Raw genomic sequence first — 17,880 nt, 5'->3', positions numbered from 1 at the left:
CCCCAAATATACGGTCAGTAAAAATGTAGCCTATCCAAAATTATGTCGAATTTATGTCTAATTGATAGTGTTGCGCACAAAAATACAACGCCATCAGATTATTTTTCATTGTCGAACTGACTTCGACTTTAATTCGACAAAGCGAATTCAACAATAGTTCACATCAATAGGTGAGGGTTGAATTATGAACACTAAAATTATCGCGCTTGCAGTTCTTCTGGGAGTCTCCACAACTCAAATATCAATAACTCAAGCAACGGAGTTAATCGGACATGTTCAAGGTTTAAATAAACACAGTGTCGTGGCAGAGGTGCCTGGCGTGGTGGAGATGAATAACCTCGAAGTGGGTGATGCGGTAAACCATCAACAGATACTGGCTCAGATAAAAGCCGATGATTTTAAGTTTAGCGTGAACAAAGCCAAAGCAAACCTAGCTCTTGCTGAGGCGGATCTCGCATTGCGCAAAGCGACCTACAACCGCTATCAAGCACTCATCAAAAAGAACAGCCTCTCATTAGGAGAGTTAGACACCGCGCGTGCAGAATTTCTTAGCGCCAAAGCAGCCGTTTCCGTCGCGAAAATTGAATATCAACAATCGCAAGTAGATCTCGAAAACACTCAGATTGAATCCTTAATTTCGGGTTACATCTCCAATAAACCCGCGCAATCAGGCGCTTGGGTGAGCGAGGGAGATTTGCTTTATGAAGTGGTTAATATCGATAAGGTGACTCTGTCATTCATGGCAAGTGAATATGACTTAAAACATTTCACGGTTGGTCAGGAAGTGGTGGTGTGGTCTGAGACTAACCCAGAATTCAAGATGGAAGCCAAGGTGCAGCGTATTGGTGTCGAGATGCAAAACTCAACCTATCCGGTGCTCGTCGAAATTACCAACCAAGGCCATCAGTTTAAGCCGGGGATGTCGGTTTATGCCTCGACTGATCTTTCTATGCAAAGCATGACAACCGCTCAAACAAAATCGAATCAAATTGTATTAAATGAAGGTAAAGGGCTGTAACAATGAACTTTCTAGCATACTTCGCCAAACGTCAGTTCTTGGCTCGTATCATCACGGTTATGGTGCTGTTAACCGGTGCTATGTCGTTAATGCAGCTCAATTTACAAGAGTACCCAGATGTTGCGATGGACACCGCGGAAATTGAAACCATCTACCCCGGTGCAACGGCTCAAGACATCGAATTGAACATTACCAATCCAATCGAGAAAGAGCTTCGCTCAGTGGATGGTATTGCGTATTTTTCGTCTGAATCTTCAGAAGGACGTTCTTTCATTGAGGTTGAATATCTGCCCGGTGAAGATGCCGCCGTGATCTTGCGAGACATTCAACAAGCCGTCGATCGAGTGGGTAATCTGCCGAAAGATATTGATTCGCCACCGGTAGTGACTCAGCAAAAAACGTCTTCTTTGGATGTGTACCATTTTGGCGTCAGCCTAGCGGGTAACAATACAGATTCGGCGTCTTTGCAGCACTACGCCTATCAGTTAGAAAAGAAAATCAACAACCTTGGCGGTGTTGGTTCTATCACTATGTCTGGCTTTAATGAGCGAGAGTTTTGGGTTGAGGTCGATCCTGAAAAAGCGCGTCGTTACCAAGTGGCCTTCGACGATATCAGCACCGCGATAGAGCAGCACAACCTGTCGCAATCGGGCGGCTTTGTTGAGTCGTGGAGTCAAGAACAGAAGATCGTCACCATGACCAAAGTAGAGTCGACGGATGATGTGTCTAACATCGTGATTAAGGCGTTGGATTCTGGTCAGGTTGTGCGAGTTTCTGATGTGGCGACGGTGGTCGACACCTTTGCTCGAGCAACGCAAGATCCAGTCATGAGCGGCAAGCCTGCAGTTATCTTCTCAATCACCAATAGCGGCAGTGCCGATGTGATCGCCACCATCGATAGCATCAAGGCATTGTTGGACAAAGAGAGCGAACGCATTGGCGACCAATTCATTTTCCAGACAAGCCTAGATCTTGGTAAAGACATGGGCGAGAAATTCTCTATCGTGGCAACTAACGGGGCGATAGGTTTAGTGCTGGTTCTACTGATCTTGAGCATGATCTTGCAGCGTCGCGTGGCTTTCTGGGTATCGGTCTCTATTCCATTTTGTGTATTTGGCGTGATGATGGTTCTACCAATCATGGGACTGAATTTAGACAGCATCACACTGGCTGCATTGTTGTTGGTGATCGGTATTATTGTTGACGACTCAGTGATCATTGCTGAGAGTATTTTCCAAGAGAAAGAAGCGGGTAAAACAGGCGTCGATGCAGCGGTGTCGGGGACTTTAAAAGTGATTAAGCCATTGATGGCAAGCTTAGTGACAACCGCCTTGGTGTTTATTCCAATGATGTTCATTCCGGGCACCATGGGTAAAGCTGTCGCAGTGATTCCAATTACGGTTATTGCAGCATTAGTGTTTTCCTTTATCGAGTGTACGTTAACACTACCTGCGCACTTATCTTCTGCGAAAGAGAGCACCAAAAAAGTCGAAGAAAAAGACCGTTTTGAATGGGTTTCTAACCAATATCGTTCATTGCTGAATGTGGCACTCAACTACAAAAAATCGGTTATCGCATTGGCCATTGTTGGTTTCGTCGCTTCTGGTTATTTAGTGTCTTCTTTGAAAGTGGATATCTTCCCGACTGAAGCGGGTAAATACATTGATGTGTATACCGAGGTAAAGGCTGGAACTCCGTTATCCCAAGTGCGAGAGGCTCATCAAGCTATTGAACAAGCGATTGAATCTCTGCCTGAAACTGAGCTAGTCAGCTATGAACTGATTTACTCATCGCCAGTCTCACAAGGCATCATCAATTTAACGAACTTTGACCAACGTAGCCGTTCTGCTGAACAGATTATTGCTTCACTGAATGAAGAGTTGGCGTCGTTGTCTGATGAGATGTTTATTAAGTTCTCAATTGATGCTGGTGGCCCGCCTCCGGGTGACCCGGTTGAAGTCCGAGTGCTTGGCGGAACGGAGAGTGAATGCAACCAAACGGTTGATTTGGTGATGGCTTGGTTAGAAGACTACCAAGGGGTAACCAGCATTAACCACAGTGAAGCTCTGAAAGATCCCCAGCTTAATATTGTTCCTCAGTATCACTGGCTGGCGAAATATAACCTAACGGTGACTGATCTATCGAATGCGCTGCGTGTCGGGTTTGATGGTAACAGCGTGACATCCACTTGGCTTGGTGACCAAGAAGTCGATATACGAGTGGTATTGGACGAGCAGTTCCGCGATATAGAGAAACTGAAAACCACAAAGATTTACACGGCAGACGGACAACAAGTACCACTGAGCCGCTTGGCCATGGTTGAGCAGATTGAAATCCCACGTCTTATCAAACACTACAATGGTGAGCGCGAGGTGACAGTTTCTGCGGGTTTGTCTGACGAGAATATTAGCTCTGTCGCGCTAGCCGATGAGTTAGTTACTGAACTTGCGGGACAATACCCAGCAAGTGTGACCATTAATGTTGGTGGCGAGGCGGAAAGCACCAATGAAACCATGAGCGGTTTTATGGTGGTGTTCCCTGCGGCGATGGTGGCGATCTACTTTGTATTGGCGGTGATGTTCAACTCACTACTGCAACCATTACTTATTATGGCGGTTATCCCGTTTGCGATTATGGCCTCACTGATGGCATTAGTCGTACACATGCAGCCGATGTCTCTGTTTGGATTGATTGGCGTACTTGGAATGACTGGGGTGGTGGTCAATAACTCATTGGTTCTGATTAACCGGATCAACGAACTAAGAATCGAGGGGTTGAACGCGATAGACGCCGTGACTCAAGCTGCGGTCAGCCGTCTGCGTCCGATTGTGATGACCTCTCTGACCACGGTTGCTGGCTTGCTACCGCTCGCTTATGGGCTAGGTGGAACGGATGTGTTTATGGGGCCAATGTCGCTTACATTGGGCTATGGCCTGCTGTTCTCGTTGCCCGTTGTGCTGTTGGTGATTCCTGCTATGTATGCGTTGTTCTTTTCTAAAGGAACACCTTCGCCGGTTAAGGAGAATGTGCACGCAGAAACCGCGTAGTACGCCAACATCAACGCGTCTTGAAGCTTGGTTTTGTGACCTGTTGTGCAATTACGTATTTATCTTGAATCTGGCTAGATTTGGTATGCCATTTCATTTAAAGATAAGGGTATAGTGTCGCGAAAATTTGCGGCACTGTTGTTCTCAAGCACGAATAGCCAAGAACAACAAAGTGGAGCTCTTAACAATATTACACGCACAACATATAGGTTTAGCAATGACGCTTAAAAGCTTGGCATGCACCATCAGCGCGGTTTTACTGGCTGGCTGTGGTTCGACAGTGGCAACTCAAACATACAACGCCGATCTGATTATCACTAATGGACAAGTCCTGACGATCAACTCTGAAATGGATGTGATTGAAGATGGTGTTGTTGTCGTGAAAAACGACCAGATCATCGCGGTGGGTAATGAGGACTTGATTACTCAATACCGAGCTGAAAAGGTGATTGATGCTCAAGATGGTATTGTTATGCCAGGCATGGTTAATGCTCACAACCACCTTCCTATGATTGCGTTTCGCGGTTTAGGCGAAGAGGGTATTTCCAACCGGTTATTCGCTTACTTCTTCCCGCTTGAAGCAGAAAAGCTAAGCCGTGAACTGATTTATAACGCGACCAAGCTAGGCAGTATCGAGCTGGCACAAAGTGGTGTCACGACTTATGCCGACATGTATTACCACATGGATGAAATGGCAAAAGCGACCAAAGAAGTTGGCCTGCGTGCGGTGCTCGGCGAGACCGTGATTAAGTTCCCTGTGGTAGACGCTAAAGAACCTTATGGCGGTATCGATTATGCCAAAGGCTTCATTGAGCAGTACCAAAACGATGAGTTGATTACACCTGCTTATGCACCACACGCGGTGTACACAGTGAGCAAAGACAAGCTTCAAGAAATCAACAAACTGTCTGCTCAATACGATGTGCCAGTGTTAATTCACGTTGCTGAATTCCCGAATGAAGAGAAGCGCATCAAAGATGAAACGAAGGCAACGTCGCCAGTCGAATACATGAGTGAAATTGGTGTGCTGGACGAGCGTGTAGTGATTGCTCACGGTATCCACCTTTCAGAGAACGATCAAAAGCTTCTAAAACAAGCTGATGCAGGGATCTCATACAATCCAATGGCGAACGCTAAAGGCGCAACCGGCATCGCACCAGCATGGGATATGTACCGTGCCGACATGCGAGTAGGTTTGGGAACAGATGGCCCAATGAGTTCAAACCAAGTCGATATCATGCGCACCCTAAGCTATGCAGCGAACATGCAACGCTTGAAGCACTCAGATCGCACCATCATGATTCCTGAACAGGTTATTGAGATGGCAACCTTAGGTGGCGCTAAAGCCTTACACATGGAAGACCAAATTGGTTCTCTGGAAGTCGGTAAAAAAGCAGACATCGTGATTGTCGAAACACAATCAGCGAACATGATGCCAAGCTACGACCCATACGCGACCTTGGTTTATCAAGCGAACCCAAGTAACATCGACACGACCATTGTTAACGGCCAAATCGTAATGGAAAACCGCGTGATGCAGACGGTTCAGCTGGATGACATCCGCCAAAGCGTTGATCAGTTTGAAGCCGACATTACTGAGTTCGCGAAAGAACTGTCTAAGAAAGCGATTAAGTCGAAGAGCTTGATGGATTAGGACTTAAACCTGATTTTAGTAATCGAACAGAATGAATAAGGCCGACAATATGTCGGCCTTTCTTGTTTAGATAAGCTCAAAATACACGAACTTTAATTATTCATCGCCAGCTTACCTAACTTCATGGCTGCTGCGTGGTGGCGGTGCATCAGTTGCTCCATGTCTACGCCAATCACAGCGCCATCGTTAACTCGCCACTTGCCGGCAACCATCACTTTATCTGCTTGTTGAACACCACAAAGCAATAGTGCAGCGAGTGGGTCGTGGCTGCCAGAGAAGCGAATGTCATCAAGCTTGAACATCGCGATATCCGCTTGTTTGCCAACTTCGAGCGTACCAATATCAGTTCGTCCCATAGCGGCAGCAGAGCCTGAGGTTGCCCAGCGTAGGGCATCGAAATGGGAGACGTTAGCCGAGCCATATTGCAGGCGTTGTAGATACATCGCCATGCGCACTTCGGCAATCATGTTCGAACCGTCGTTTGAAGCGGAACCATCAACACCTAGCCCCACTTTTACGCCAGCGGCTTCAAGATCGTTGTTCTTACAAATACCAGAAGCCAACATCATATTGGAAGTCGGGCAGTGGCTGATACCAATGCCCGCTTTACCTAAACGTTTGATCTCTTCTGGATTGAAGTGAATGCCATGAGCAAGCCAAGTGCGTTCGTTTAACCAACCCACATCCTCTAGGTAATCCACAGGGCGCAGGCCAAACTTCTCAATACAGAAGTCCTCTTCATCAAGTGTTTCACATAAGTGCGTGTGCATCATTACGTTCTCACGCTCACTTATCTTAGCGGTTTCTTTCATCAGATCTGTGGTGACAGAGAACGGCGAACAAGGCGCGAGTGCGATTTGAATCATCGCCCCTTCATCACGCTGGTGGTAATCGCGAATCAAGCGTTGGCTGTCATCAATGATGGTCTGCTCGGTTTGAATGGTGTGTCTTGGAGGTAGCCCACCTTCATCTTCCCCTAGGCTCATAGAACCGCGAGTGAAAATTGCTCTTACACCCAGCTTCTCGGCCGCCTCGACTTGTAAATCAATAGCGTGCTCAAGCCCGTTTGGTAATAAGTAATGGTGATCGGAAGCTGTAGTACAACCCGACATCATAAGCTCAACCAGAGCAAGCTCTGTAGCAAGGCTCATCATCTCCGAATCGAGGTTGGCCCAAACCGGGTAGAGGCTTTGTAGCCAATGGAAGAGTTCTTTATTGAGTGCGCCGGGGTAGGCACGCGTTAGGGTTTGGTAGAAGTGGTGGTGCGCATTGATAAGCCCAGGAGTCACAACATGACGAGAGGCATCGACGCTGTAATCTACGGGTAAGGTTGGCTCTTTGTGTTTGCCAACCAGCTCAATGATTTTATTACCTTTAATGACAATGCCGCCTTCTGCATCAGCGTGTGAGCCAGTGTAGATTGCGAGAGGATTCTTAATCCAGATGGTTTCCATTCATAGTAGTCCTTAGCCATCTCAGCCTTTTCAGGGAAGAGGGTCTTTATTTGGTATTTGTTGTTGAAAGATAAATTTGAATCTAGGGCGATGAAATATTCAGTGTTCTCGTTACGCCCGAGATTCTACGGAAATCGGTTTTACGCTCGTTAGCGGTTCATCTAGTTCGTTTTTGGCTCTGGGTTATCTGATGCCGTTTGAACGTCAGTTTCTGTTGTTGCTTGTTGAATTTCTAATTGCTCGTCTGACGCCATTGCATCTTCAGCTTGCTCTTTCATTTCTAGCTCAACTTGCGCTTGGCTTTCGGCCAACGCCTCTTGCTCTTCTGCTCGTGAAGATTTCGGTAACACAAGGTTTAGCAGCACGGTCATGATAGTACCGGTCGTGATGCCAGAGTGAAGAAAGTTCGCTAGGTCATGAGGTAAATGTTGAAGCAATCTCGGTTCGAAGGTAACAGCTAAACCAGACGCCAAACCAACACAGATTACCAAAGCGTTACGTTTGGTGTCTGCGGCTTTGATCAACATGCGGATACCCGCGTAGGCAATCATTCCGAACATCACGAAACCCACACCACCCAAAACAGGTTTAGGAATGGTGACGGCAATAGCGGCTAATTTCGGGAATAAACCGCCTAAAATCAGTAAACCACCGGTTGCTGCTACGACATAGCGACTTGCGACACCTGTGATACCAACAATACCGACGTTTTGACTGAATGACGCCAATGGCATCGCTGTTAAAATTGAAGATAAGGTACTACCAAGGCCATCGCCTAGCAGCCCACGTTTTAGATCTTTACCGCTGACTTGGGTTTGACAGTTGTTGCCCAATGCCATGAAGTCACCCGTTGCTTCCGCGATAACCACGATGTACACCAAGCTCATGCTGATGATGGCGCTAGCAGAAAAGGTAAAGCCATACTTGAAGGGTTCAGGTCCGCCAACCCAAGCTGCAGAGCTGATTTGTTCAAGGTCGACCATGCCGAGCGATAGCGCAACGATGTAACCACCAGCTAAACCAATCACGATAGCTGAAGCGGCAACCGCGCCTTTACAGTAAACCGATACACCAACCACAATCCCCAAAGAGACCAGAGCTAGAAACAGTTTAGGTAGCGTGGCGAATTGTTCTGTATTGGCAGGAGAGTCTCCGACCCAGTTCATGGCAACCGGTAAAATGGTTAAGCCGATTAGGGTAACCACCACACCACTTACCACGGTTGGGAACAGCTTCCTAACCTTGTCCATGTAAAAGCTGGCACCAATGACCACAAACGAGCCGATAAGCGCCGAGCCCATAATGGCGGCGACACCGCCTTCGTTTCCGATCGAAATAGCCACACCTAAAAAGGCAAAGCTCGAACCCATAACCACGGGCAGTCGAATGCCAACAGGGCCAAAGCCAAGACACTGAACAACGGTCACAATACCGGATGCCAATAGAGCTGCATTGATCAGTGAGACGATCTCTGTGTTGGGTAGGCCAATGGAAGCGCCGACAATAAGGGGAACAGCGACAATGCCACCAATCGAGGCGAGCATGTGCTGCAATGCGAGTAGGAAGGTTAAGCCGTGAGGCGGTCTTTCATTTAGGGTGTACAGAAGTTTCATTTGATATTCCTCTGCCTGCGTTTCCGTTTACAGGCGATTGGCGGTCAAATAATGACTTCTACAAACTGCGTAGGGTCATAAAAAAGGTGCATTAAAGGGACGGAATGCATCTGCGTTCCGCGTATTAATACAATTAGCTTTCTTAGCAATTTTGTCGGTAGATTGTGTGTCAGTAGCTTGGCTCATGAATGAGCCAAGCAATAAATCATGTTGCCGTGTTGATTATCCGATGAATACCAGCTTGGCAACGAAGATAGCCGCTAGGAAGTACATCGAAATTGATACGTCTTTTGTTTTACCTGTCGCCAGCTTAAGTACTGTGTAGGTAATGAAACCCAGTGCGATACCATTCGCGATAGAGAACGTCAGTGGCATCATCAAAGCGGTAATCGCTGCGGGTGCACCGTTGGTGAAATCTTTCCAATCAACGTGCTGCATGCTGCTCATCATCACAAACGCTACGTAAATCAACGCGCCGGAGGTGGCGTAAGCTGGGATCATACCTGCAAGAGGTGATAGGAAAATCGCCGCTAAGAACAAAGCGCCAACTACAATCGCAGATAGGCCTGTTCGAGCACCGGCTGCAACACCTGCAGCACTTTCTACGTAACTGGTGACAGGTGGACAACCCACACACGCACCTGCAACACTTGAGATACTATCGGCTTTCAGTGCTTTGCTCAGACCTTCAATTTTGCCCGTTTTAGGGTTAGTTAGGTTCGCACGCTCAGCCACGCCCATCAAAGTACCCGCGGTATCGAACATGTTTACAAAAAGGAAAGCCAAGATAACGCTGATCATTGAAACATCAAGCGCACCCATAATGTCCATTTTTAGGAACGTAGGCGCTAAGCTTGGTGGAGCCGCGAAGAAGCCGTTGTAATGCACTAAGCCAAGCATCATGCCGACCAGAGTTACACTCAAAATACCGATTAGAACCGCACCAAAAACCTTGCGCTCACTCAGAACAGCGATGATTAAGAATGCGATAGCGGCCAGTAGCGCTTCAGGTTTAGTGAAGTCACCTAGTGATACCAATGTTGCTGGGTTTTCGACGACGATACCCGCTGTTTTAAGGCCAATTAGACCCAAGAACAGACCAACACCCGCTGTCATGGAATAACGTAAACTCACAGGGATACTTTCAATGATCCATTGGCGGACTTTGTAGAAGCTCATTCCGACGAACAAGATACCGGAGATGAACACGGCACCCAGTGCCACTTCCCAGCTGTAGCCCATTTCGCTTACTACAGTGAACGAGAAGAAGGCGTTCAAGCCCATGCCCGGCGCAAGGCCGACAGGCCAGTTCGCAAATAACCCCATTAGCAAGCAACCGATCGCAGCACCAATACAGGTTGCGACGAATACCGCACCTGAATCCATGCCGGAAGCGGCCATTATTTGTGGGTTAACGAAGATGATGTAAGCCATGGTTGCGAAAGTGGTGACACCACCGACTAACTCATTTTTTACGCTACTTCCGTGTGCCTTAATTTTAAAAAACTTCTCTAAAATTCCGTTGTTCGCATCTTGGTTGAGTATTTCTGTTTTACTCTCACTCATGTCAGCAAGTCCTTTTATGTTGTGATCCATTTATTGAATACAGCGAGATTTCAATATTAAGTTTTAAGGTTTTTCCTAGCCGCTATTTCTTTAGTTATCAGTTTCTAACCATCTGTTTTCTAGCTATTAATCTCTAACTATTAACGTTGTTAGTATTTTTATATGAGCGTGTTTAATGAGCGCGCATCATTTTGGATGCACGCACTAATCTGTTTAATATTTGTCGGTTGAGCCTAGTTCGAAGTTCTAGGTCACGGGACTAACTGCCCCGATAGGTTGAGAAACTGTAAGGCGAGACGAGAAGAGGGACATGATAATGCGCTTCTGGGTCATCTAAGCCGAAACGAATCACCACATCATCTAAGAAGGGCACACCATCCAATTCTACACCTTTGCTTTTGTAGTAATCCGCAACGTAGAACACCAATTGATATTTCCCCGGTCGGAAATCATTCCCTGCCAGAATCGGCGCATCGGTTCGGCCATCGGAGTTGGTGAGTACCGTCGCCAGCTTTTCTGTTGAGTCTTCATTGACCTTATAAAGCTCTACCTTGATCTCTGCACCTGGTAAGCCGTGAGTAGTGTCTAATACGTGTGTTGTTAGTCTTCCCATAGTCCCTTAATAGCGCTTGTAGCGCTCCTCTGTTCCGTGGTTTATCTGTCTGTTTCGACCTTGCAAAGAATGCAACTGGTCACTTTGTTATCACTAACTATGTACGAACTGTACACAATTAGTAAAGCTAATTGTTGGAAAAATGTTAACCATTGTGTCGTTTTTTCTGACTTTATAGATCTTAATTATCGTTTTTTAGTGAGCTTGTGCTTTGTTAAATTTTTGTTTTTAAATAATTAAAGTACCTAAATTTAACTTGAATAACAAAATCTTTACATTGAGATAAATAATTGTATACAATAAATGTACAGGGGTAAGGTTGCTCTGTTTATCGAGAATCCATTTGATTGAATCATTTGGTGACTCACTTAAAGAGCGGCTAAGCCAACCACTTATGTTAGGAGTACTTGGATGAATAAGGATTATTCAAGAAATTTGATCGGTTACGGAGCTAACCCTCCAAACCCTCAATGGCCAGGTAATGCGCGCGTCGCGGTTTCTTTTGTATTGAACTATGAAGAGGGCGGTGAGCGTTGTTTGTTACATGGAGACGACGAGTCTGAAGCCTTTCTTTCAGAGATCCCGTCAGCACAACCGATCAAAGGCGAACGTCACATCAGTATGGAATCCATCTATGAATATGGTAGCCGTGCGGGGGTGTGGCGTGTTCTTCGCTTGTTCGATGAATATGAAATCCCACTGACCGTATTTGCCGTCGCGATGGCCATTGAACGTCATCCAGACGTTGCCAAAGCCATGGTCGAAGCGGGGCACGAAATCTGTAGCCACGGTTACCGCTGGATAGACTATCAATACATTGATGAGTCTGAAGAGCGTGATCACATGACCAAAGCGATTGAGATCATCCAGCAAGTGACTGGGCAACGCCCACAAGGCTGGTACACAGGCCGAACGGGCCCAAATACTCGTCGCTTGGTTGCAGAAGAAGGCGGCTTTCTTTATGACTCAGATGCCTACGATGATGACCTGCCTTATTGGCATACCGAAACGGGCCACCCTCAATTGGTGATCCCTTACACACTCGATGTGAACGACATGCGTTTTTCTACCGCGCAAGGTTTCAACTCAGGTGAGCAGTTCTTCCAGTATCTAAAAGACACGTTTGACACCCTTTATATGGAAGGCGAAACCGCACCGAAAATGATGTCGGTTGGGTTGCACTGTCGGCTGATTGGTCGCCCCGGTCGTATTGCTGCGTTAAGACGTTTCCTAGATTACGTCAAACAGCACGACAGTGTGTGGCTATGTCGTCGAATCGATATTGCCAATCACTGGCACCAACATCATCCATATCAACTAAATAACGCTAATCATCAACAGCAAAAGTAGCAGTGAAGCAAGGAGGCTTAACGTGACTGAATTTCGATCATGCCAACCAACAACCATGGACCGCGATACCTTTGTCGCTCATTTTGCTGATGTCTACGAACACAGCCCATGGGTTGCAGAAGTGGTGTATGACCAAGGTTTGAATGCCGAAGACGATCATATCGAGAATCTTCATCTGAAAATGGCAACAACCTTGTTAAATGCAGACCAAGGTAAACAGTTGGCTTTGATCAACGCTCACCCGGATTTAGCCGGCCGAGCAGCAGTAAACGGCGAACTTACAGAGTCGTCGACTAAAGAACAAGCGGGGGCGGGCATTGACCAATGCAGCGCCGAAGAATTTGAAAAATTCACTTCTTACAACAACAGCTACAAAAGTCGCTTCAATTTCCCTTTTATCATGGCGGTGAAGGGAGCCAATCGTTACCAAATTCTTGAGTCGTTCGAGATGCGATTAGGAAATGATAGTGAAACTGAGTTTGCTACGGCGATTCAAGAGATCAACAAGATCGCGATGTTTCGTCTCTGGGATATGTAAGTTAACGGAGTTAACAGCTATCTCAGCCCAGTCTTAGTGCGCTAAGAGCACGCTTTATAAGCGAATAAGCCACTAAGTTCTCATTTTATTATTACTTGATTAATTGGATAGGATTACACGGACATGACCCAAACATTTGAACAATACATAAACCTTGCAGACGAAAAACTCGGTGCAGAAGCTATCTTCGCAACCGACGATTTTTTCGCGGATAAAAGCCGTCTACTCAGCCACGCAGCGCCAGAGTGGAAAGACGACTTATACGACGATAACGGCAAGTGGATGGACGGTTGGGAAAGCAGACGTAAACGCGGTGAAGGTTACGACTACTGTGTCGTTCGCCTTGGCCTAGCTGGCACCATTGCTGGCGTTGATATTGATACCTCATTCTTCACTGGTAACTTCCCACCTTCGGCATCAATTGACGCGTGTTACTCACCACAAGGTGAGCCAACTGATTCAACAGAGTGGCAAGAAATTCTACCTTCAATGGCATTACAAGGTGATCATCATCATCTTGAAGCAATCGAAAGTGACCAAGTATTTACGCACCTACGTTTGAATATCTACCCAGACGGCGGTGTCGCGCGCTTACGTGTTTATGGCCGACCAAGTGTCGATTGGGAAGCAATAGATTCTCAGCAACAAGTTGACCTAGCAGCCGTTGAACACGGTGGTCGAGCACTCGCATGTAGCGATGAGCACTATGGCAATAAAGCCAATATCTTAGGCCCAGGCCGCGGTGAAAACATGGGTGACGGTTGGGAAACAGCACGTCGTCGTACACCGGGTAACGACTGGGTTATCGTGGCACTAGGCCATCCAGGTAATATCGAACGTATCGTTGTTGATACTGCCCACTTCAAAGGTAACTACCCAGACAGCTGCTCAATTCAAGCAGCTTACGTGAAAGGCGGTACCGACGACCAAGTGGAAACACAAAGCCTATTCTGGCGTGAACTCTTGCCTGCACAAAAGCTACAAGCGCACGAGATTCACGAATTCATTTCTGAGGTTAACGACCTTGGTGCGATTACCCACGTACGTGCAAACATATTCCCAGATGGTGGTATCAGCCGTTTGCGTCTATTTGGTACGAAAGCGAAATAGGTAAGGAAATGAGTATGAGTAATGGAATACGTCGTTTATCGATCGAACCGTTAACTAAGCAGGCTTTTGCAGAGTTTGGCGATGTTATCGAGTCCGATAATAGTGATTTCTTCATGATCAACAGTGGATCAACACGTCGCTATCACAAGTTAGCGACAACGGATGTGCAAGACCAAGGCGGAGAAGCCATCATCAGCATCTTCCAAGCCACACCGTTGAGCTACCCACTGACCATCAAAATGTTAGAGCGTCATCCACTTGGCTCTCAGGCATTCATTCCATTACTTGGTCAACCCTATTTAATTGTTGTTGCGCCAAAAGGCGATGATCCAACATTGGCCAATAGCCGAGCTTTCTTGAGCAACGGCCGTCAAGGAGTGAACTATCACAAAGGGGTGTGGCACCACCCAGTTCTCGCCCTCACCGATCAAGACCAGTTCTTGATCGTCGATAGAGGCGGCGAAGGACACAACTGTGATGAAGTTTATTTCGACAACGACCGAGTGGCATTGCATTTGGACGATCTGCCAACGGACGACAATAAGGAAGAACAACGTTTAGCTAAAGCGTTGTGATACAGGAGTTTATTATGGATCCGCATATTACAGAGTGGTTGAACTTAGCAATACGCTGGGCTCACATGATTGTTGGTGTTGCGTGGATAGGCGCATCATTTTACTTTGTTTGGTTAGAGAACAACCTTAATCGAGTAAACCCTAAAACGGGCCTTTCAGGCGACTTATGGGCAATTCACGGTGGTGGTATTTATCACCTAGAAAAATACAAATTGGCACCACCAGAGATGCCAGAGCACCTGCACTGGTTCAAATGGGAAGCTTACTTCACGTGGATCACCGGTGTGTGTCTACTAGGTGTGGTTTACTACCTTAACGCTGAGATTTACCTGATTGCACCGGGCTCTGGTCTTGATTCAACCACTGCAATCGCGATTGGTATTGGTTCATTCGTTGCCGGTTGGTTTATCTACGACCTACTGTGTGACTCACCATTAGGTAAAACTCCAGTGTTGCTTGGCGTTGTGCTGTTTGTGCTGCTCGTCGCTGCGACATATGGCCTAACTCAAGTGTTCAGTGGCCGTGGTGCTTACATTCATGTGGGTGCAATCATTGGTACCATCATGGTGGGTAACGTATTCCGAGTTATCATGCCTGCACAACGTAATTTAGTGAAAGCGATTGAAGAGAAGCGCGAACCGGATCCGGCATTGCCAGCGAAAGGTCTACTGCGTTCTCGTCACAATAACTATATGACACTGCCAGTGCTGTTCATCATGATCAGTAACCACTTCCCAAGCACTTATGGCTCAGAATACAACTGGCTGATTCTTGCTGGCCTAGCGATCTTCAGTATCTTGGTGCGTCACTATTTCAACACCCGTCACGGTAGTCAGAAATTTGCATGGACAGTACCAGTCGCGGCATTGGGTATGATCACTCTTGCGTTTGTGACTTCACCTTACGCGAAAAAACAGATGACCCCAGTTGTACAGGCGCCAGTCGTTCAAGAAGTGCAAGTAAGCGCGACTGAATCGACGGTAGAAGAGGCTGCTTCAAGCGATACTGCTTCAACTACAACTGATGCTCCAGCTTTACCAGCAGACCACACAGCTCAAACCGCTAGCGTAGGAGTCAGCTTTGAAACCATTAATAAGGTCATTCAAGAGCGCTGTTCTGTCTGTCACTCATCAACCCCTAGTCACGCCGCTTTTGCTGCTGCGCCAGCGGGTGTCATGCTTGATACGCCAGAAGAGATTAAAGCCAACGTACCAAGGATTGTTGCTCAAACCGTAACAACCCAAGTTATGCCGCTTGGTAACATGACTCAAATGACCGACGAAGAGCGAGCACTCATCGGCACTTGGGTAGAGCAAGGCGCTACGCTTCAATAATCGTACTTTGCAATAACATTACTCTTCAACAAGAGTACTCAGCATCCTTTTCCTAAGAGCATGAGTCTTAGGTGAGGCTTGGGGAGAGTTTGGTTTACGGGCACGCGCCAAACTCATCCCACCCTGTTTCCCCGGTTCCTATAACCGGGGCTTTTTGTTTTTGGACAAAGGAAATGCAGATTTATCATTCAGTTGGTGACTCTAGGTGCATATGTGGTTTAGAGTTCTTGACAGCAATTTTGTTGGCGGTGCTCAGCTCAAATATAGTTCGACACCTTCATTTAAAAGCGTAAACAAGAGCCTTTTAGTTATCGAGTGTATTAATAAATGAAGACTATTTATTTTCCGAGCCAGCTTGGACGAGACACCTTGTATGAATTTTTTTACCAACTTGAACAAAGCCTAAATGAACAGGAGGTTTGTATAGATTGCTCAACATTGAATTTTTCTTACCCTAGTGGGATGTTAATTGCTGGCTCAAAAATGAGAGCGTGGATCAAATACAGACGTGAATTAGGTTTAATTACTAAAAAGAAAGGTCATGACAGTAATAAGAATGTTCATTGCTATTTACGTCATTTAGGCTTTTTTCAGTTCATTGGTATGGGTGAAGGGAATAATGTGGGACAAGCTCTTGGCTCAATGACGTATTTACCTATAACCAAAATATATAAGCCATCGTTTGACTCCAAAACTCAAGATGTTCAAGAGTGGTACGATGAAATTATATCTCAAACAAGACGCTTTGCTAATTTGTTATCAGGAACAAAAAGTTACAATGAAGAAAATAAACTCTATCACTACGCTTTGAGAGAAATTGTTCGCAATGTATTTGAGCATTCAACAGCTGAAGAGTGTTATTTGTGTGGACAACGTTGGGCGGATGGTAGAGTGGAAGTCGCAGTCATTGATGAAGGAGTTGGTATATCCTCTTCATTAGAACGATCATTTATGATTGATTCTGAACTATCTGCACTAAGAATGGCGATTAAGCCTGGCATATCAAGCACTACAAAGATTGCTGATACCGACAATGTTTATGATAACTCAGGTTTTGGGCTTTATGTGTTAGAGCAGCTTGTTTCATCATTCGGGTGGTTTATGTTAGGTAGTGGCTCCGCAAAATTGGTGTCTCAAGGAAACATCATTAATGAGCAAAAGCTCAACTTTGATGGCACATATATCGGTTTGAGACTTAATAAGGCTCCCAGCCAATTCTCGGGAATTCTTGATGATATAATCCATACTGGAGAGCAAGAAGCCAATACTTATGGTATCAAAGCCAAGGCTTCTGGAATGTCTAAAATGGCTTAGCTCTGTGTTAAAAGTAAATCTAGGGTATAGCTGCTTTTCGTGAAGTAATCGATATCAATACAACGAAGTGGGAAAAGAAAAATATGGATATTGCCGTACTAACTTTTGATGGATTCAATGAGCTGGATTCTTTCATCGCATCGGGTATTTTGAACCGAATGAAAGAGTTTGGCTGGAATGTGCAGATTACTAGTCCCACAGAATCAGTGACTTCAATGAATGGAGTCACAATTAAATCTCAACAGCCTTTAGAGTTCGCGAATACTGCTGATGCGGTGTTGTTTGGTAGTGGCATGTTGACCCGCGATATTGCCCAAGATGATAAATTACTCTCAAGATTAAACCTTAATCCACAAACACAATTGATTGGCGGTCAATGCTCAGGGACTCTGTTAATGTCGGTATTGGGGGTGTTGAATCAAGTTCCAGCCTGTACTGATTTAACAACGAAGCCATGGGTAATTGAATCCGGTGTGACCGTGTTGGACCAGCCGTTTTATGCGGAAGGTAACATTGCTACAGCGGGTGGATGCTTGTCGTCCAAATACTTAGCTGCATGGGTTATCTGTAAGCTCGCAGACCAAGCACATGCCGAAGCTGCAATTCACTATGTTGCGCCTGTTGGTGAGAAAGAAGACTCTGTGAATCATTGCATGTCGATAGTAAGTACTTACGTTTAAACTGATTCATTGCG

General features: G+C 46.1%; 14 protein-coding genes. 10 read left to right on the top strand and 4 right to left on the bottom strand.

The features are described from left to right. Positions 1–184 precede the first annotated feature (184 nt). The 3 genes from L4C44_RS07980 to L4C44_RS07970 all read left to right on the top strand — a co-directional run bounded on the left by L4C44_RS07980 (position 185) and on the right by L4C44_RS07970 (position 5,719). Complete coding sequence (locus tag L4C44_RS07980) at positions 185–1,018, top strand: efflux RND transporter periplasmic adaptor subunit (protein ID WP_285954779.1); 834 nt, start codon at positions 185–187, stop codon at positions 1,016–1,018. Between the two features lie 2 nt (positions 1,019–1,020). Next, positions 1,021–4,065: an efflux RND transporter permease subunit gene (locus tag L4C44_RS07975; RefSeq protein ID WP_428804810.1), complete on the top strand. Its 3,045-nt coding sequence runs from the start codon at positions 1,021–1,023 to the stop codon at positions 4,063–4,065. Between the two features lie 217 nt (positions 4,066–4,282). Beyond that, positions 4,283–5,719 carry an amidohydrolase gene (locus tag L4C44_RS07970; protein WP_428804809.1) on the top strand — a complete coding sequence of 479 codons (1,437 nt, stop codon included), beginning with the start codon at positions 4,283–4,285 and terminating at the stop codon, positions 5,717–5,719. Between the two features lie 92 nt (positions 5,720–5,811). Here the strand turns inward: L4C44_RS07970 and L4C44_RS07965 are convergent, their stop codons facing one another. The 4 genes from L4C44_RS07965 to uraH form a co-directional block, all read right to left on the bottom strand. Next, entirely contained in the window at positions 5,812–7,173 is a 1,362-nt protein-coding gene (locus tag L4C44_RS07965; protein WP_428804808.1) for an 8-oxoguanine deaminase, read from the bottom strand. A 161-nt stretch (positions 7,174–7,334) separates the two neighbouring features. Continuing rightward, positions 7,335–8,786, bottom strand: coding sequence for a nucleobase:cation symporter-2 family protein (locus tag L4C44_RS07960; RefSeq protein ID WP_428804807.1), 1,452 nt, complete (start codon positions 8,784–8,786; stop codon positions 7,335–7,337). Between the two features lie 222 nt (positions 8,787–9,008). Then, a complete protein-coding gene (locus L4C44_RS07955) occupies positions 9,009–10,352 on the bottom strand; it encodes an NCS2 family permease (protein ID WP_428804806.1) in 1,344 nt (447 codons plus the stop codon). A 259-nt stretch (positions 10,353–10,611) separates the two neighbouring features. Continuing rightward, positions 10,612–10,965: a hydroxyisourate hydrolase gene (gene uraH / locus L4C44_RS07950; protein WP_055319165.1), complete on the bottom strand. Its 354-nt coding sequence runs from the start codon at positions 10,963–10,965 to the stop codon at positions 10,612–10,614. 411 nt (positions 10,966–11,376) lie between these two features. Here uraH and puuE point away from each other — a divergent pair, with 411 nt between their 5' ends. The 7 genes from puuE (at position 11,377) to L4C44_RS07915 (ending at position 17,866) form a co-directional block, all read left to right on the top strand. Beyond that, positions 11,377–12,315 (top strand): allantoinase PuuE, encoded by a 939-nt coding sequence (puuE, locus tag L4C44_RS07945; RefSeq protein WP_428804805.1) that lies wholly within the window; start codon positions 11,377–11,379, stop codon positions 12,313–12,315. A gap of 22 nt (positions 12,316–12,337) precedes the next feature. Continuing rightward, positions 12,338–12,853 (top strand): 2-oxo-4-hydroxy-4-carboxy-5-ureidoimidazoline decarboxylase, encoded by a 516-nt coding sequence (gene uraD / locus L4C44_RS07940; RefSeq protein WP_428804804.1) that lies wholly within the window; start codon positions 12,338–12,340, stop codon positions 12,851–12,853. A gap of 123 nt (positions 12,854–12,976) precedes the next feature. After that, complete coding sequence (gene alc, locus L4C44_RS07935; RefSeq protein WP_428804803.1) at positions 12,977–13,963, top strand: allantoicase; 987 nt, start codon at positions 12,977–12,979, stop codon at positions 13,961–13,963. A gap of 14 nt (positions 13,964–13,977) precedes the next feature. Then, positions 13,978–14,538, top strand: coding sequence for an ureidoglycolate lyase (locus tag L4C44_RS07930; RefSeq protein WP_146490274.1), 561 nt, complete (start codon positions 13,978–13,980; stop codon positions 14,536–14,538). 14 nt (positions 14,539–14,552) lie between these two features. Further along, the gene (locus L4C44_RS07925) at positions 14,553–15,872 is read left to right on the top strand and encodes a urate hydroxylase PuuD (protein ID WP_428804802.1); all 1,320 of its coding nucleotides are present in this window, start codon (positions 14,553–14,555) and stop codon (positions 15,870–15,872) included. A 327-nt stretch (positions 15,873–16,199) separates the two neighbouring features. Continuing rightward, positions 16,200–17,186 (top strand): hypothetical protein, encoded by a 987-nt coding sequence (locus tag L4C44_RS07920; protein ID WP_428804801.1) that lies wholly within the window; start codon positions 16,200–16,202, stop codon positions 17,184–17,186. Positions 17,187–17,269: 83 nt separating this feature from the next. Next, on the top strand, positions 17,270–17,866 hold the full coding sequence (locus L4C44_RS07915) for a DJ-1/PfpI family protein (protein WP_428804800.1): 597 nt from the start codon (positions 17,270–17,272) through the stop codon (positions 17,864–17,866). The last annotated feature ends 14 nt before the right edge of the window (positions 17,867–17,880 follow it).

It is taken from the genome of Vibrio satsumensis (assembly GCF_050337435.1).
In the GTDB taxonomy this organism is placed as follows: Bacteria; Pseudomonadota; Gammaproteobacteria; order Enterobacterales; family Vibrionaceae; genus Vibrio; species Vibrio satsumensis.
This window is presented reverse-complemented; position numbering and strand designations above follow the sequence as displayed.

What these genes read in the sequence shown, in the direction of transcription:
- alc (WP_428804803.1), top strand. Translation starts at nt 12,977, where the DNA reads ATGACCCAAACATTTGAACAATACATAAACCTTGCAGACGAAAAACTC.
- uraH (WP_055319165.1), bottom strand. Translation starts at nt 10,965, where the DNA reads ATGGGAAGACTAACAACACACGTATTAGACACTACTCACGGCTTACCA.
- L4C44_RS07960 (WP_428804807.1), bottom strand. Translation starts at nt 8,786, where the DNA reads ATGAAACTTCTGTACACCCTAAATGAAAGACCGCCTCACGGCTTAACC.
- L4C44_RS07955 (WP_428804806.1), bottom strand. Translation starts at nt 10,352, where the DNA reads ATGAGTGAGAGTAAAACAGAAATACTCAACCAAGATGCGAACAACGGA.
- L4C44_RS07915 (WP_428804800.1), top strand. Translation starts at nt 17,270, where the DNA reads ATGGATATTGCCGTACTAACTTTTGATGGATTCAATGAGCTGGATTCT.
- L4C44_RS07925 (WP_428804802.1), top strand. Translation starts at nt 14,553, where the DNA reads ATGGATCCGCATATTACAGAGTGGTTGAACTTAGCAATACGCTGGGCT.
- L4C44_RS07970 (WP_428804809.1), top strand. Translation starts at nt 4,283, where the DNA reads ATGACGCTTAAAAGCTTGGCATGCACCATCAGCGCGGTTTTACTGGCT.
- L4C44_RS07980 (WP_285954779.1), top strand. Translation starts at nt 185, where the DNA reads ATGAACACTAAAATTATCGCGCTTGCAGTTCTTCTGGGAGTCTCCACA.
- L4C44_RS07975 (WP_428804810.1), top strand. Translation starts at nt 1,021, where the DNA reads ATGAACTTTCTAGCATACTTCGCCAAACGTCAGTTCTTGGCTCGTATC.
- L4C44_RS07920 (WP_428804801.1), top strand. Translation starts at nt 16,200, where the DNA reads ATGAAGACTATTTATTTTCCGAGCCAGCTTGGACGAGACACCTTGTAT.
- puuE (WP_428804805.1), top strand. Translation starts at nt 11,377, where the DNA reads ATGAATAAGGATTATTCAAGAAATTTGATCGGTTACGGAGCTAACCCT.
- L4C44_RS07930 (WP_146490274.1), top strand. Translation starts at nt 13,978, where the DNA reads ATGAGTAATGGAATACGTCGTTTATCGATCGAACCGTTAACTAAGCAG.
- L4C44_RS07965 (WP_428804808.1), bottom strand. Translation starts at nt 7,173, where the DNA reads ATGGAAACCATCTGGATTAAGAATCCTCTCGCAATCTACACTGGCTCA.